A 13750-nucleotide genomic window follows, 5' to 3' on the forward strand; every position below is an offset into this window, starting at 1 on the left:
CCGAGGGGGAAACCATCGGGACCGGTCCGGCGGTGAAGCGGTCGAGCGGCCTGTCGGCGGTGGAGCGGTCAGGCGCCCTGCTGGCGGCGCTCCGCGCGCTCCGCGTCGCGCTCCTTGATGCGGACGGTCTCCTTGCGGACCTCCGCCTGGGTGGCGCGCTCCTTCTGCAGCCACTCGGGGAGCTCCTGCCGGAGCTCCTCGATCTGCTCGGTGGTGAGCGGGTCGGTGATGCCACCGCGGGCGAGACCGGCGATGGAGATGCCGAGCCGCTGCGCGACCACGGGGCGGGGGTGCGGACCGTTCTTCCGGAGCTCCTGGAGCCAGGCCGGGGGATTGGCCTGGAGCTCGTTCAGCTCGGTGCGCGAGACGACACCCTCCTGGAACTCTGCGGGGGTGGCCTCGAGGTACACACCCAGCTTCTTCGCCGCGGTGGCGGGCTTCATCGTCTGGGTGCTCTGGTGCGACGTCATGGTGCCAAGGGTATCGAGCGTGCGGGCGAGTTCCGACCACGGCAGCTACCGGTAACCTGGCGGAGTGACAGGCTCGGACGCTTCCCCCGCGGATTCCCCCTCTTTCCCCTCCTCCTCCCCTTCCTCCTTCAGGCTCGCCTACGTGCCCGGAGTGACGCCCTCGAAGTGGGTGCGGGTCTGGAACGAGCGCCTGCCCGACGTACCCCTGACGCTGCTCGCCCTGACGCCCGCCGAAGCCTTCGGCGCCCTTCGTGAGGGCACGGCCGACGCCGGTCTGGTCCGGCTCCCCGTCGACCGGGACGACCTGAGCGCCATCCCGCTCTACACGGAGACGACGGTCGTCGTCGTCCCCAAGGACCACCTGCTCGCGGCGGCGGAGGAGGTCACGGTCGAGGACCTCGCCGAGGAGCTCGTCCTGCACCCGCTCGACGACACCCTCGGCTGGGAGCGGCCGCCCGGCCTTCCGGCGAACGAGCGCCCCGCGACGACCGCCGACGCGATCGAGCTGGTCGCGGCGGGCGTCGGCGTGCTGGCCGTGCCGCAGTCGCTCGCCCGGCTGCACCACCGCAAGGACCTCACCTACCGGACGCTGACCGAGGTCCCGCAGTCGCGGGTGGCCCTGTCGTGGCAGGCCGCGGACGAGGCGCCCGACCTGGTGGAGGAGTTCATCGGCATCGTGCGCGGCCGCACGGTGAACAGCACCCGGGGCCGCCGCGCCGAGGCCCAGAAGGGCCAGAAGCAGCCGAAGGACCAGAAGGAGCGGAAGTCCGGCGCCAAACCCGGCCGGTCCGGGAAGCCGGGTGCCGGTTCGCGTACGGCGGGCAAGCCCGCTGCCCGCAAGCCCGGCGGCGCCGGGGGTTCGGGCCGGGGCCGGACCGGCGGGAAGCCCCGCAAGCGGTCCTGAGCCCCTGCTGCCCGTGGTCCCGGGCCCGCTCCGTCCGTACGGCGGACGGGGCCCGCTCCGACGGGCATGCGCTCGGCATACTGACCCCTCCTGATCATCGAGATCACGCAGGAGGAGCTTTGGCCGCCAGTTTCAGGACCGTCGTCGAGGTGGGACCGGATCATCTCGCGCAGGCCCGGTCCATCGACCGGGTGTTCCAGGAGGCGATCGCGCCGGCGACCGTCAATTTCGACTTCGAGGCGATACGGGAGGCCGCCGCGGCCGTCCCGGACAGCACCGTGGTGAAGATGGTACGGGGCTGGGGGCTCCAGGAGTACGCCCCCGTCCTGGTCATGGTCCTCTCCCTCAAGGAGGCCGTCCGGCAGGCGCTTCCGCCGGAGTGCGCGGAGGCCGGGTTCTGGGCCACCGTCGAGCGGGAGCTCGTCCAGGCCTTCACCGGCCTCGCCGCGCAGGAGGGGCAGCCCGGTCTCTCCTTCTACGAGGAGTCGGGGGAGCGGACCCGGTTCTACCGGGACCTGTTCTTCGCCCTGCAGGACGAGGAGACCGGGGAGCACATGTACGCCCTGGCCTTCTGCGTCGACGTGACCGTCGAGCTGCCGAAGGAGCGGGCCGTCGCCCTGGAGCTGACGGACATCGTGCCGTTCGCGGTCCGGCTCAACGCGATCGTGGTCCGCCAGGCCCTGGACCTCGTGGCCTGACGTCCCACGTCGCGAGGGATCGCCGGCCCGCCGTCCCGGGCCGGACCTGCGACCCCTGCGACCCCTGCAGCCCCTTCGGCCTTCGGCCCTTCAGGCCTTCAGGCGCCGGCGAACGCCCCGCGCCGCCGCGACGAGCTCCGGCACCGTGGCGAGCTTGACCCGGGGGCGACCCGCGTCCTGCCCCTTCGCCCGCTCGGTCCGGTCGATGGCCGCGAGACCGCGCGCGTCGACGAGATGGCGGCTGCGCCTCCGTGCCAGCCGGCGGAACTCCCGTGCCGTGCCCGTCGGCTTCGGCAGTGCGCCGGCGACCGCGTCCGCGAGCAGCGTCCCGACGGTCTCCTCCGCGCAGGCCCGGTTGGCCCCGATGCCGCCGGTGGGCCCCCGCTTGATCCAGCCGACGACATAGCCGCCGGGCAGCCCGGCCACCCGCCCGGCCTCGTGCGGCACCGTCCCGGTCGCCTCGTCGAAGGGCAGCCCCGCCAGCGGGACCCCCCGGTAGCCGATCGCCCGGACGAGGAGACCCGCCTCGATCTCCGTACCGGAGGGTGATCCGTCCTCCGTGACCCGGACCGCGCGGACGGCGTCGGTGCCGACGGCCTCGACCGGGGCGGAGTGGAAGCGGAGCACGATGCGGCGCCGGTCCGTTGCCGGGGGCCGCGTCCAGTCCACCGTCTCCCGCGGCACGCCCCGCAGCAGCGCGGCCTTCTCCCCGTCCGCCGCCGCGTCCACGCTCGCGCCGGTGCGCGGGTCCCGGTCGTCGACGACCAGGTCCACCTGCGGGAGGTGTTTGAGGGCGAGCAGTTCGGAGCCCGTGTACGCCGCGTCCTCCGGGCCGCGGCGGCCGAGCAGCACCACCTCGCGCACCCGGGTGCCGCGCAGGGCGGCGAGGGCGTGGTCGGCGATGTCCGTACCGGCGAGGGCGTCGGGATCCGTGACGAGGACCCGGGCGACGTCGAGCGCCACGTTGCCGTTGCCGACCACGACGACCCGCCCGGCGGTGAGCGGGACGGCGTCCGCGCCGGTCTCGGGGTGTGCGTTGTACCAGGAGACGACCGAGGTCGCCGGGACGCTGCCCGGCAGGTCCTCGCCCGGGATGCCGAGCCGCCGGTCGGAGGGAGCGCCCACCGCGTAGACCACCGCGTCGTGGTGCGCGGCGAGTTCCTCGACGGTGACCTCCTTGCCGATCTCCACGCCCAGCCGCATCCGGACCCGGGGGTGGGTGTGGAAGCGGGCGAAGGTCTCTCCGGCGCCCCTGGTCGCCGGGTGGTCGGGCGCCACGCCGTACCGCAGGAGTCCGCCGGCCACCGGCAGCCGGTCGATCAGGGTGACCTCGGCGTTGGTGTGCAGGAGGAGGTCCTCGGCCGCGTACATGCCCGCGGGACCCGTGCCGACGACCGCGATCCTCAGCGGGGCGAAGTCGGAAGGCAGCGAGCGGGGGAACGAGGGCCCGCCCCACGGGTGGAAGTTGGGTGAGGCGAGGACCGGTGCGGGCGTCCGGTCCGCGTAGTACGCGGCGTTGACGTCCTCGTACTCCCGCAGCCGTGCGGTGAGCCGGTCCGCCGGGAAGATCGCGTCGACGGGGCAGGCGTCGGCGCATGCCCCGCAGTCGATGCAGGCCTCGGGGTCGATGTACAGCATCTCCGTGGTGCCGAAGTCCGGCTCCTCGGGCGTCGGATGGATGCAGTTGACCGGGCAGACGGCGACGCAGGTGGCGTCGTTGCAGCAGGTCTGGGTGATCGCGTAGGTCATGTCGTCGGCTCTGCTCTGCTCGGCTCGGAGGGGTCAGACGAGGTGGGCGCGCTGGTAGAAGAAGAGCGCGGGCCGGGTCAGCATCCCGACATCGGCCAGGAACTCCATCAGTCCGGAGCAACTGGCGCGCAGCTGTGCCTTGTAGTGCTCGTTGGCGGCCGCCTCGCGGCGGGCCCGCTCCGGGTCGAGTCCGGCCCGCTCGTACACCTCCGGGTTCACCAGGCTGGTGATGATGTAGTAGGCGGCGATGGCGACGACGAGCGCCTGGAAGTGCCGGCGGGCCCTGCTCGCGCGGGCGAGGGCGCGGCGCGTCTCGTCCCGGGCGAACTTCATGTGCCGGGACTCCTCGACGACATGGATGTTGCTGATGGTGCGGACGAAGGGGACGACCCGCTCGTCGCGCATCCAGTCGCGCTGCATGACGTCGAGGACCTCCTCGGCGACGAGGATTCCGGCGTACGCGGCCTCGCCGAAGCCGACGGTCTTCATGAAGCGTCCGAGTTCGAGGACGGCCCGCCGGGGCCGGTACGCGGGCGCGCCGAGCTTCTGGGAGCCCCGGGCGAACATGATCGAGTGCCGGCACTCGTCGGCGATCTCGGTGAGGGCCCACTGGAACCGGGGGTCGGTGTGGTCCAGGAGGTAGATGTCGCGGAGCACCATCTGCTGGAGGATCATCTCGAACCAGATGCCGGTGCTGGCGACCGACGCGGTCTCCTGCCGGGTCAGCTCCTTGCGCTGCTCCTCGGTCATCTCGTTCCAGTAGTCCGTGCCGTAGAGGGAGTTCCACTCGGGGCTCTGGCCGTGGAAGTCCTTGTCGAGGGGCGTGTCCCAGTCGACCTCGACGGCGGGGTCGTACGACAGCTTCGCGGCCGACCGGAGCAGCCGCTCGGCCGTGGAGCTGTCGTGCCGACCCTCGTTCTCCGGTCGAACGGTGCTGTGTGCCATGGTGCGGCTCCTTGGATCGCGCGATCGGCGGCTCGGGCACTTATTAGACTTCATGTCTAGCAAGCTTGTTAGACGGAACGTATAGCAAGGCTCCCGGGCAGGCCTACCCCTCGGTACGCACTTTTTCCCGCAGGCATGCGAACGGGGCCGGAACCCAGTGGGTTCCGGCCCCGTCGAGGGGTCACACTCAGTCAGAAGGCCGGCCCCGTGAGGTCAGGCTCGGCGGCTCGGACTCAGAAGGTCAGGTTCCAGGCGTCGATCCTGCCCGTGTCCTGGCTCGCGTTGTCGTTGACCCGGAGCTTCCAGACCCCGTTCGCGACCTCCGCGGAGGCGTTGACCGTGAACGTCTGGACGATGTTGTCCGTGCCGCTGCCGGTCCGGTTGTGGACCGTGTAGACGGTGCCGTCCGGAGCCACCAGGTCGACCTTCAGGTCGCCGATGTAGGTGTGCTTGACGTCCACGCCCACCTTGAGCGTGGCCGGGGCGTTGCCCGTCACGCCGCTGACCGTGATCGGGCTCTCGACCGTCGTGTTGTCGGCGATCGTCACATCGGCGAGGTTCTCGAAGTACGCGCCGGGCGGCGGGGTGGTGCCCCCGACGGCCTTCAGGGCGTCGACCGCGCCTTCACCGAAGAAGCCGTTCTTGGTCGTGGTGCCCTTGCAGCGGGTGTCCGAGGGGCACGCGCGGTCATTGGCCTGGACGCCCAGCTGGTCCCGGATCTGCGCCGGGGTGAAGGTCGGGTTGGTGCTCGCGATCAGCGCCGCGACACCCGCCACGTGCGGGGAGGCCATCGAGGTGCCGCTCATGTTGCCGTACTTGCCGCCCGGCAGCGTCGAGTACACCTGGGTGGCACCGTCGCCGCCCGGCGCGGCGATGTCGATCACGCCGTTGCCGAAGTTCGAGTACGAGGCCTTGGCGCCGCCGCTGGCCTGCGAGGCGACCGTCACGACGCCCGGCAGCTCCGTCGGGATGTCGATGCAGGCGTTGGTGATGGTGCGGGTGACCGGGGTCGAGTCGTTGGGGCTCTCGGAGTCGGTCGTCTTGTTCGCCAGGTCGTAGTTGGAGTTGCCGGCGGCGGCCACCTGGAGCGAACCCTTGCCCTCGGCGTACACCTGCGCCCGGCGGACACCCTCGATGATGGCGGCCTGGTCCAGGTTGTCCGGGCAGTTGAACTGCCACGGGTCCGTGTAGTAGCTGTTGTTGGTGACCTTGAAGCCGTGGTCACCGGCCCACATGAAGCCGCAGATCGTGTTCTCCGCGAAGAACAGGCTGCTGGTCGGCTCCGCGATGCGGACGGAGGAGATCTTCACGCCCGGCGCGACGCCGATGACGCCCTTGCCGTTCTTGGCGGCCGCGATCGTGCCCGCGACGTGCGTGCCGTGGGTGCCGACGTCACGCCAGGCACCCGCGCGCGTGTCCGCCTTGCCGTAGGCGCAGGAGGCCGAGTCGGCGGCGTTGAAGTTGGGCGCGATGTCCTGGTGCTGGTCGTCGACGCCGGTGTCGAGGACGCCGACCTTCACCGTCGCCGAACCGGTGGTGACCGCCCAGGCCTGCTCGGCCTTGATCTGCGTCATGTCCCAGCGGTTCGACTCCGTGAGCGTGGTGGTCGACTGCGACGGGTTGGCCGGGAGCGCCGGGTTGTAGGCGTCGGCGGGGACGTCCGAGGTGCGGGTCGCCCCGACCTGCTGGACACCGCTGACGGTGCGCATCGCCGAGGCGAAGGACGCGGACGTCGAGTGGGCCACGATCACGCCGATCGCGTCATAGGCGGCGAAGACCGAACCGCCGTTGCCCGTGACCGCGCCGCTGACCGCCGAGGTGCCGCCGGGGGCCGTGATCACCAGGTACGCGCGGGTGCCCGCGGCCCAGGCGGCCGGAGCCGCTGCCGGTGTCGTCGTGCTCTGCGTCGCCCCCGCCGAACGGGCCGCGACGGGCTCCGTGTCGGTCGGTGCTGCCTGGGCGAATCCCGCGGGAGCGGCGAGCGCCACGGTCGTACCGAGCGCCGCGGCGGCCATGGCCGACGTTCTCAACCGGCTGGATATGAGGGAAAACAATGCGTCCTCCGATGACCCGGTGGCGCGGGTGGCGCCCGCCGGGCCCTGTGATGTGTGGGGTGGACGCAAGATCCCAGACTCGCGGGGCGGAAGGAAGCGTTCAGTCCGAGAAGCCCGTTCGCGTTACGCACTGTTGACCGATCGGGGCGATTTGCTGGACAGATGTCCATGTACAGTGGACACCTGTCCAGGAAATCTGGCTGAACGGTGAGGAGACGACGGTGGAGACGACGGCGAACGTGCTGGTGGGCCTGGTGGCCGCCCTGCACGCCTACATCCTGGTTCTGGAGATGTTCCTGTGGGAGAAGAAGCCGGGGCGCGGCCTCTCCGGCTTCGACGCGGACATGGCCCGCGCCACCGCGCCGCTCGCCGCGAACCAGGGCCTCTACAACGGCTTCCTCGCCGCCGGACTCGTCTGGGGCCTGATCGCCGACGACCCGACCGGCTTCCGGGTCCAGGTCTTCTTCCTCGGCTGCGTCGTCATCGCCGGTCTGTACGGCGGTCTCACCGCCAACCGCCGCATCCTGGTCGCCCAGGCGCTTCCGGGAGCGCTCGCCCTCGGCGCCGTCCTGCTGAGCCGGTGATCCGGCCGTGACCGCGACACCGGGAGACCCCCGGGCGGCCAGGACCCGGGCCAAGCTGCGCCGGGCCCTCCTCGACGAGTGCGCCGAGCGCCCGCTGGCCGACGTCACCATCGCCACGCTCGTACGCCGGGCCGGCGTCGGCCGTGCCACCTTCTACGTCCACTACGGCGACCTGGAGGCGCTCGCCGTCGACGCCTGCGCCGACGTGGTCCGCGACGCGGTGGACGCCCTGCACGCCTGGCGCGGCACCCCCGACCCGGCGTCCCCGCCGCCCGCGCTGCTCGCCTTCCTCGCCGAACTCGCCCCGCACACGGGCCTCTACCGCGCCCTGCTGCGGCCGGGCGGCGGCGGGCCGCTCGGCCTCGTGCTCCACGAGGACCTGAGGGCCCGCAGCCTCCACGAGCGCAGCCTGGCCGGGGCTCCCGAGCCGGAACTGATCGCCTCGGCCGTGGCCGCGACCTTCGCCGGAGTGCTAGCCGACTGGCTGCACGGCCTGGTGGAGGGCGACTCCGACCGGATCGCCCACCACGTCTGGCGCCTGCTCGTCACCCTGCACCGCACGCCGCTGGGGTAGCCCGGGCTCGTTCAGGTGCCGGGCCGCCGGTCCTACTTCAGGTACGGGCCCGCCGTGCCGATCCTGCCGGGGCCGTTCAGGACGTACACCCGCAGGTTGCCCTTGCCCGGTGCGCCGACCGAGAGCGTGCCGCCGGAGACGGTCTTCACGTCGCCGGTGACCGCGTCGGTGTACGTGCCGTTCGGGATGCCCGTGTACGTGGCGCCGCCCGAGATCGTGACCAGGGCGAAGCTGTCCGTACTCCCGCTGGTGTAGCGGCGCTTGAACGCCATGCCGCCCGAGATGCCCTCGGTGGAGTACTGGCCCATCTGGAGCGCCGGGATCGCCCGCCGGATCTGGTTGAGCCGCTGCACGTGCTTCACCAGGGGCTGTTCGAGCGTCGTCGCGACCGCGCCGGACGCCGCGGAGACCTGGGAGAAGTCGGAGGCCGTGACCGAGCCGGCGACGTGGTCGCCGAAGTACGCCCGGCCGGTGGTGGCCAGCGGGCAGGACGGCCCGCAGTCGATCTTCCTGCCCTTCTGGAACTCGATCTCGGAGCCGTAGTAGAGCGTCGGGATGCCGCGGAAGGTCCACATCAGGGACATGTTCTCGGCCCAGGCGTCGGTGCCGCCGGTGTACCGCTCGCTCGACTTGTTGGGGCCGTAGTCGTGGCTGTCGACATAGACGACGTTGTAGGTGGCGTCGTTGTAACTGTCGTCCGAGTCCTTGCCGTTGGAGAAGGCGTTGTACGCGTCACCGAAGTTCATGTGCATGCGCATGTCGATGACGTTCATGCCCGAGAAGCGGCTGTGGTCGGGGGTGTGGTAGCTGTTCCCGTTCAGGAAGGCGTTGGTGGAGGTGGGCTGGCCGCCCGTGCCCAGCTGCTGCTCGTGGTCGTACATCTCCAGCGCGGCCTTCGTGTCGTCCGCGTCGTACTCCTTGCGCTCCTTCCAGGTGAAGAACTGCGCCGAGTGGTTCACCGAGCCGCGGTTCCACTTGTCGTTCACGAAGGCGGCGACCTCGCCGAAGACGAAGAAGTTCTTCGCGGCCTCGGCGCCGTGGCTCCGGGTCACCCGCTCCTGGATGGCGGGCAGGAAAAGACGGTTCCAGGTGGTGCGCGGGATGTGCACGGCCGTGTCGACGCGGAAGCCGTCGACCCCCATGTCGATGTACTTGTCGAAGGCGCCGATCAGATAGTTCTGGACGGTCGGGTTCTCGGTGTTGAAGTCGGCAAGGTCCTCGTGCAGCCAGCACGAACGGGAGTCCTCGCCCTCCCAGTTGCCGATCCAGCACTGGTGGAACAGCGCCTTCGGGAACATCCCGGACGTCGGGCTCGGCCACTGGCAGTTGTAGACCGTGTAGCCCTCGGCGCTCTTGCCGCCGGTGGGCTTGCCCCAGTTGAGGCAGGTGTTGCCGGTCGGCTCGGCCGTCGACCACAGGTCACCGTTGTAGTACGACTTGCCGGACTTCGCGTCGATCGTCAGGCCGTCGTACTCGAAACCGGGCTGCTTCTCGTCGTAGTACCAGCTCCACTGGCTGTCCCGGACGCCGTACACGGTGGGTGTGAACAGGCCCTTGGCGCCCCAGCGCGAGGAGTGGTTGTAGACGACGTCCTGGTAGATCTTCATGCCCTTGGCGTGGGCGGCGTCGATCAGGTCCTGGTAGGAGGCGCCGGCCGACTCCAGGCGCGGGTCGACCTTGTAGAAGTCGTAGCCGTGGTACCCGTGGTAGTCGTAGTCGGAGCGGTTGAGGACCACCGGGGTCACCCATATCGCCGAGAAGCCGAGGCCCTTGACGTAGTCCAGCTTCTGGACGAGGCCCTTGAAGTCGCCCCGGAACATGGGGTCGTCGTTGGCGGCGTTGCCCGACTTGACGTGCTGGCCGCCACCGCGGTTGTTGGACGGGTCACCGTCGTTGAAGCGGGCCGTGAGGACGAAGTAGATCGGGTCCTTGCGCGGGTCGGTGCCGAGCGGCTTCCCGGTCGCGGGGTCGGCCGGCTTGGCCCCGGTGGTGGCCGTCGCGGGGGTCGAGGCGGCGGAGACGTTGCCCGCCGCGTCCACGGCCTTCACCGTGTAGGTGTACGCGGTCCGTTCGGCGAGGCCCGTGTCGGAGAACACGGTCGAGCCGACATCGGTGACGATCGTCCCGCCGCTGCCGCCGACCCGGGTGACCTGGTACTTGGTCACGCCTCTGTTGTCGGTGGCGGGGTCCCAGGTGAGCAGGACCGAGATGCCGTCCGCGGCGGCGGTGACCTTCGTGGGGACGGTCGGGGCCTGGGTGTCGGGCACCTCGGCGGCGCACGGGTCGGCCGCGTTCGCCGTCACCGTGTTGTTCCGTACGGTGCTGACGCCCGTGCCGATCGCGTAGTCGGCGCCGCCGTTGTTGTCCCATATGCCGTTGCCGTTGTTGAAGGCGGCCTTGAGGGAGCCGGCCGTGCCGAGGTCGACCTCCCGCTTCCACCAGCCGGCGCAGGCGGACTGCATGCCGACGCCGGGGACCGTGGTCCAGGCGCCACCGGCCGGCTGGTAGTGGATGTTGGCGGTCGGCCAGCCCAGCGCCTCGGTCGAGTAGTAGACGGTGGCCTTCGCGCCCGGCGTCGGGGTCGGTGCGGGCTCGGTGCCGGCGCAGGGGTCGGAGTGGGCGATCACCCCGTCCTTGACGGTGACGGCGCCGGTGCCGAGGGCGTAGTTCCTGCCACCGTTGTTGTCCCAGGTGCCACTGCCGTTGTTGAAGGTCGCCCGGAGACCGGTGGCCGCTCCGAGGGTGACGGTCTTCTTCACCCAGTCCGTACAGGCTGCCTCCATGGCCACGCCGGGGACGGCGGTCCACGAGCCGCCGTCCGGGGCCCAATGGAGGTTGTACAGCGACCAGTTCCTGGTCTTCGTCCAGTAGAACACCGTCGTCGTGTTCTCGGCGGTGGCGGCGACCGGGGCCGTGCGCGGTCCGGTGCCGGGGGAGGGCTCGCCGGACGGCGCGGCCACCAGGCCGAGTATGCCGGCGGCGACCGCCAGGGCGGCCGTCGGCCCGAGGGGCAGGCGTCGTCTGTGGGTACGTGTCAGGCCATGGGTGCGTGTCATCCGGATCTCCATGCGGGACCGCGCGTCGCCGGGCAGAGCTCTGCCCCGGGACGGGATTCGAAGCCCTCTGGAAACGCTGTCGGAAACTTGCAGAAACATCTTGCGTGGCCGGAACGTATCGCTGCCTCTCTCCGTCGTAAAGGGTTCTGACGAAGACCGGAGGTGTGAAAGTGTGGAAGTGTGATCGCCCCTGTGGCTCACGTCGTTGACGAAGGAAGGCGATCGATGAAGCTGCCCGGCCCGCTGCGCGTGGTCGACGAAATGCTGGCCTTCCTCCTGGAGTTGGCGGCCCTCGCCGTCCTCGCGTGGTGGGGATGGGGGAGCGCGGAGTCGCTCGCTCCGCGCCTCCTGCTCGCTGTCGCGGCGCCCGCGGCGGCGGCCGTCCTGTGGGGGCTCTTCGCCGCCCCGAAGGCCCGGTTCCGGGTGTCGTTGGCGGGTGTCCTTGCCGTGAAGGCGCTGGTGTTCGGTGCCGCGGCGGCGGCCCTCGTCGTCCTGGAGCGGCCCGGCTGGGCGACCGCCTTCGCCGTCGTCGTCGTGGTCAACACGGCCCTCGTGACGCTCGACCGCCGCGGCCGCGAGGGGTTCTGACGGGGAGTCACGGCCGGCCCGTCAGGGGCGTGGCCAGGGGCGCCCCTCCAGCCGCTCGATGTCCCGGTTGAAGCGCTCCAGGAAGGCCGCGAAGCGGGTCACGTCCTCCGGTGACCAGTGCTCCATGACCCGGTCGAGTCCCGCGATGTTCGAGTTCCGGTCGGCCTCCAGGCGCCGCTCGCCCTCCTCCGTGATGCGGAACTTGCGGGCGATCCCGCCGTCCGGGTCGGGGATGCGCTCCACGACCCCGGCGCGCAGCATCGCCGCGGTCTGCCGGTTGAGGGTGGAGGCGTCGAGCCCGAAGGCCTCGCTGAGCTGCCCGATGGACATCGGTCCGTGCATGCGGATGCGGCTCAGCAGGACGTACGCGCTGCGGTCCAGGTGGCCGCCGGCGGCCCGGGAGCGGGGTGCGTACAGATGGGCGTGCCGACCGAGCAGCATGGTCTCGAACTCGACCAGGTGAAGGGGTTTGTCCTCGGGCTTGTCCATGAGGCCATTGTCCCTCGCCGTGATCGAATATGCATCATGCATTCCTTGTGTATGACACCATTAATGTGCACTATGCATATGGAGCCATGGTGGACGACCGCCGTGGACGATCGAGGGAGAACACGTGGACGGCACCAAGCCCGACGCCCGACCCGGAGGCGTCGTCGGCGTCCTCGCGCTCGCGGGCATCGTGGCCGCACTCATGCAGACCCTGGTGGTGCCGCTCATCGGCGACCTCCCCAGGCTGCTCGACACCACGGCGTCCAACGCCTCCTGGGTGATCACCGCCACCCTGCTCGCGGGTGCCGTCGCCACCCCGGTGGCCGGCCGGCTCGGCGACACCCTCGGCAAGCGGCGGGTCCTCCTCGTCTCCGTGATCCCGCTGATCGTCGGCTCGGTGGTCTGCGCGCTCGCCTCCTCCGTCGTCCCGATGATCATCGGACGCGGTCTCCAGGGCCTCGGCATGGGCGTCGTCCCGCTCGGCATCAGCCTGCTGCGCGACATCCTCCCGCCCGAGAAGCTGGGCGGCTCCATCGCCCTGATGAGCGCCTCCATGGGCGTCGGCGGCGCCCTCGGCCTGCCGTTCTCCGCGGCCGTCGCCGAGAACGCCAGCTGGCGCGTCCTCTTCTGGGTCGCCGCCGCCCTCAGCCTCGTGGTCGGCGCCCTGATCTGGCGCGTCGCCCCCGCCGGGCGCCGCGCCGCCGCGGCCGGCCGTTTCGACGTACCGGGAGCGCTCGGCCTCGGCGTCGGGCTCGTCGCCCTGCTGCTCGCCGTCTCCAAGGGCGCGACCTGGGGCTGGGGCAGCGGCACCACCCTCGGCCTCTTCGCCGTCGCCGTGGTCGTCCTGCTCGCCTGGGGCCGGTGGGAACTGCGTACCCGCGACCCCCTCGTGGACCTGCGCGTCACCGCCCGCCCGGTCGTCCTGATGACCAACCTGGCGTCGATCCTGGTCGGGTTCGCCATGTACGCGCAGTCCCTGGTCGTCCCGCAGCTCTTCCAGTTGCCCGAGGCGACCGGTTACGGTCTGGGCCAGTCGATGATGGCCATGGGCCTCTGGATGGCTCCGGCGGGCCTGATGATGATGGTCCTCGCACCTCTCGGCGCCAAGCTCTCGGCCGCCCGCGGCCCCAAGGTCACCCTCTCCGTCGGCGCCCTCGTCATCGCCGCCGGATACGGATCCTCACTCGCCCTGATGGGCACCACCTGGGGCCTGCTCGTCGTGACCCTCATCTGCAACACCGGTGTGGGACTCGCCTACGGCGCCATGCCGGCGCTCATCATGGGCGCCGTCCCGCAGGAGGAGACCGCGTCCGCCAACAGCTTCAACACCCTGATGCGGTCCATCGGCACCTCCGTCTCCGCCGCCGTGATCGGTGTCGTCCTCGCCCAGCTGACCACCACCCTGGGCGGCCACGCGCTGCCGTCCGAGGACGGCTTCCGCGTCGCCATGCTCATCGGCTGCGGCGTCGGCCTTGTGGCCGCGGTCGTCGCCGCGCTCATCCCGGGCAGGCCCGCCGCCACGCCGCTCGGCGACCCGGCGGGTACGGAACCGGGGACCGTGCCGCGCGCCGCCACCGAGGCCGCCGCCTGACCCGCCCGACCGCGCAGCGGGCGGTGCGGATCCCCGGGAAGCGACCCG

Annotated in this window: 12 protein-coding genes; 6 read left to right on the forward strand and 6 right to left on the reverse strand. The window is 71.1% G+C overall.

Features of this window, described 5'->3' with window-relative positions; genetic code table 11:
* Positions 1-68 precede the first annotated feature (68 nt).
* Complete coding sequence (locus AOK00_RS05465; protein ID WP_055599177.1) at positions 69-470, reverse strand: DUF5997 family protein; 402 nt, start codon at positions 468-470, stop codon at positions 69-71.
* Positions 471-534: 64 nt separating this feature from the next.
* Here AOK00_RS05465 and AOK00_RS05470 point away from each other — a divergent pair, with 64 nt between their 5' ends.
* Together AOK00_RS05470 and AOK00_RS05475 are read left to right on the forward strand one after the other, a co-directional pair.
* Positions 535-1374, forward strand: coding sequence for a LysR family substrate-binding domain-containing protein (locus AOK00_RS05470; RefSeq protein ID WP_079041850.1), 840 nt, complete (start codon positions 535-537; stop codon positions 1372-1374).
* A 119-nt stretch (positions 1375-1493) separates the two neighbouring features.
* Complete coding sequence (locus AOK00_RS05475; RefSeq protein WP_055599179.1) at positions 1494-2072, forward strand: Type-2Aa cytolytic delta-endotoxin; 579 nt, start codon at positions 1494-1496, stop codon at positions 2070-2072.
* A 90-nt stretch (positions 2073-2162) separates the two neighbouring features.
* Here AOK00_RS05475 and AOK00_RS05480 read toward each other — a convergent pair whose 3' ends face one another.
* The 3 genes from AOK00_RS05480 to AOK00_RS05490 all read right to left on the reverse strand — a co-directional run bounded on the left by AOK00_RS05480 (position 2163) and on the right by AOK00_RS05490 (position 6781).
* Positions 2163-3821 (reverse strand): FAD-dependent oxidoreductase, encoded by a 1659-nt coding sequence (locus AOK00_RS05480; RefSeq protein ID WP_055599180.1) that lies wholly within the window; start codon positions 3819-3821, stop codon positions 2163-2165.
* Between the two features lie 33 nt (positions 3822-3854).
* Complete coding sequence (locus tag AOK00_RS05485) at positions 3855-4766, reverse strand: AurF N-oxygenase family protein (protein ID WP_055599181.1); 912 nt, start codon at positions 4764-4766, stop codon at positions 3855-3857.
* A gap of 233 nt (positions 4767-4999) precedes the next feature.
* A complete protein-coding gene (locus AOK00_RS05490; protein ID WP_055599182.1) occupies positions 5000-6781 on the reverse strand; it encodes a S8 family peptidase in 1782 nt (593 codons plus the stop codon).
* A gap of 260 nt (positions 6782-7041) precedes the next feature.
* Between AOK00_RS05490 and AOK00_RS05495 the strand changes: the two genes are divergently transcribed.
* Positions 7042-7404 (forward strand): DUF1304 domain-containing protein, encoded by a 363-nt coding sequence (locus AOK00_RS05495; RefSeq protein WP_030313028.1) that lies wholly within the window; start codon positions 7042-7044, stop codon positions 7402-7404.
* Positions 7405-7411: 7 nt separating this feature from the next.
* Positions 7412-7978 (forward strand): TetR/AcrR family transcriptional regulator, encoded by a 567-nt coding sequence (locus AOK00_RS05500; RefSeq protein WP_055599183.1) that lies wholly within the window; start codon positions 7412-7414, stop codon positions 7976-7978.
* 32 nt (positions 7979-8010) lie between these two features.
* Here AOK00_RS05500 and AOK00_RS05505 read toward each other — a convergent pair whose 3' ends face one another.
* Positions 8011-11034 carry a carbohydrate binding domain-containing protein gene (locus tag AOK00_RS05505; protein ID WP_055599184.1) on the reverse strand — a complete coding sequence of 1008 codons (3024 nt, stop codon included), beginning with the start codon at positions 11032-11034 and terminating at the stop codon, positions 8011-8013.
* A gap of 225 nt (positions 11035-11259) precedes the next feature.
* On the opposite strand from AOK00_RS05505, the gene AOK00_RS05510 reads away from it, so the two are divergent.
* Positions 11260-11622 carry a DUF2568 domain-containing protein gene (locus AOK00_RS05510; RefSeq protein WP_055599185.1) on the forward strand — a complete coding sequence of 121 codons (363 nt, stop codon included), beginning with the start codon at positions 11260-11262 and terminating at the stop codon, positions 11620-11622.
* Positions 11623-11643: 21 nt separating this feature from the next.
* On the opposite strand, the gene AOK00_RS05515 is transcribed toward AOK00_RS05510, so the two are convergent.
* Entirely contained in the window at positions 11644-12111 is a 468-nt protein-coding gene (locus AOK00_RS05515) for a MarR family winged helix-turn-helix transcriptional regulator (RefSeq protein WP_055599186.1), read from the reverse strand.
* Between the two features lie 124 nt (positions 12112-12235).
* On the opposite strand from AOK00_RS05515, the gene AOK00_RS05520 reads away from it, so the two are divergent.
* Positions 12236-13702 carry an MFS transporter gene (locus tag AOK00_RS05520; protein WP_055599187.1) on the forward strand — a complete coding sequence of 489 codons (1467 nt, stop codon included), beginning with the start codon at positions 12236-12238 and terminating at the stop codon, positions 13700-13702.
* The last annotated feature ends 48 nt before the right edge of the window (positions 13703-13750 follow it).

Source organism: Streptomyces aureus, assembly GCF_001418135.1.
Classification (GTDB): domain Bacteria; phylum Actinomycetota; class Actinomycetes; order Streptomycetales; family Streptomycetaceae; genus Streptomyces; species Streptomyces aureus_A.

What these genes read in the sequence shown, in the direction of transcription:
- AOK00_RS05465 (WP_055599177.1), bottom strand. Translation starts at nt 470, where the DNA reads ATGACGTCGCACCAGAGCACCCAGACGATGAAGCCCGCCACCGCGGCG.
- AOK00_RS05480 (WP_055599180.1), bottom strand. Translation starts at nt 3,821, where the DNA reads ATGACCTACGCGATCACCCAGACCTGCTGCAACGACGCCACCTGCGTC.
- AOK00_RS05485 (WP_055599181.1), bottom strand. Translation starts at nt 4,766, where the DNA reads ATGGCACACAGCACCGTTCGACCGGAGAACGAGGGTCGGCACGACAGC.
- AOK00_RS05490 (WP_055599182.1), bottom strand. Translation starts at nt 6,781, where the DNA reads ATGGCCGCCGCGGCGCTCGGTACGACCGTGGCGCTCGCCGCTCCCGCG.
- AOK00_RS05505 (WP_055599184.1), bottom strand. Translation starts at nt 11,034, where the DNA reads ATGACACGCACCCATGGCCTGACACGTACCCACAGACGACGCCTGCCC.
- AOK00_RS05510 (WP_055599185.1), top strand. Translation starts at nt 11,260, where the DNA reads ATGAAGCTGCCCGGCCCGCTGCGCGTGGTCGACGAAATGCTGGCCTTC.
- AOK00_RS05515 (WP_055599186.1), bottom strand. Translation starts at nt 12,111, where the DNA reads ATGGACAAGCCCGAGGACAAACCCCTTCACCTGGTCGAGTTCGAGACC.